We start from the raw sequence: 421 nt of genomic DNA, 5'->3' as shown, positions 1-421 counted from the left end.
CGGGTGTGACGGGCGCCGTTGGGTGATCTGCGAATCGGCATGGTTTCGCTCCTTTCCACGAGGAGCGGGGGCAAATGCCAGGACCGAGATTACCTATGCGCAAAATTCGCGACGTGCTGCGGCTGTCCGCCGCCGGCATGTCCAAACGCAAGATCGCTGCCAGCCTGGGGATGAGTGCAACGGCCGCCGGGGAGTGCATCCAGCGGGCACGCCGCGCCGGCCTCACCTGGCCGGTACCGGAAGGCCTGACGGACGAGGCGCTGGAGGCCCGACTCTACCGACCTCCAACGGTCGGCGCAAAGCGTCGACCGCAGCCAGACTGGGCGGCGGTCCACCGTGAGCTTCGCCGGCCAGGGGTGACGCTGCAGCTATTGTGGGAGGAGCATCGCGCGGCCTACCCGGATGGTTACGGGTACAGCCG

At 67.9% G+C, this 421-nt stretch carries 1 pseudogene; it reads left to right on the top strand.

Annotation, left to right across the window (positions count from 1 at the left end):
• Positions 1 to 95 precede the first annotated feature (95 nt).
• Positions 96 to 421, top strand: a pseudogene (locus tag KJQ96_RS38780) (IS21 family transposase); the annotation flags it as partial.

The sequence above is a fragment of the Bradyrhizobium sp. sGM-13 genome (assembly GCF_018398875.1).
GTDB lineage: Bacteria > Pseudomonadota > Alphaproteobacteria > Rhizobiales > Xanthobacteraceae > Bradyrhizobium.
Note: the sequence above shows the minus strand (reverse complement) of the source record. Positions and strands in the feature narration are given on the sequence as shown.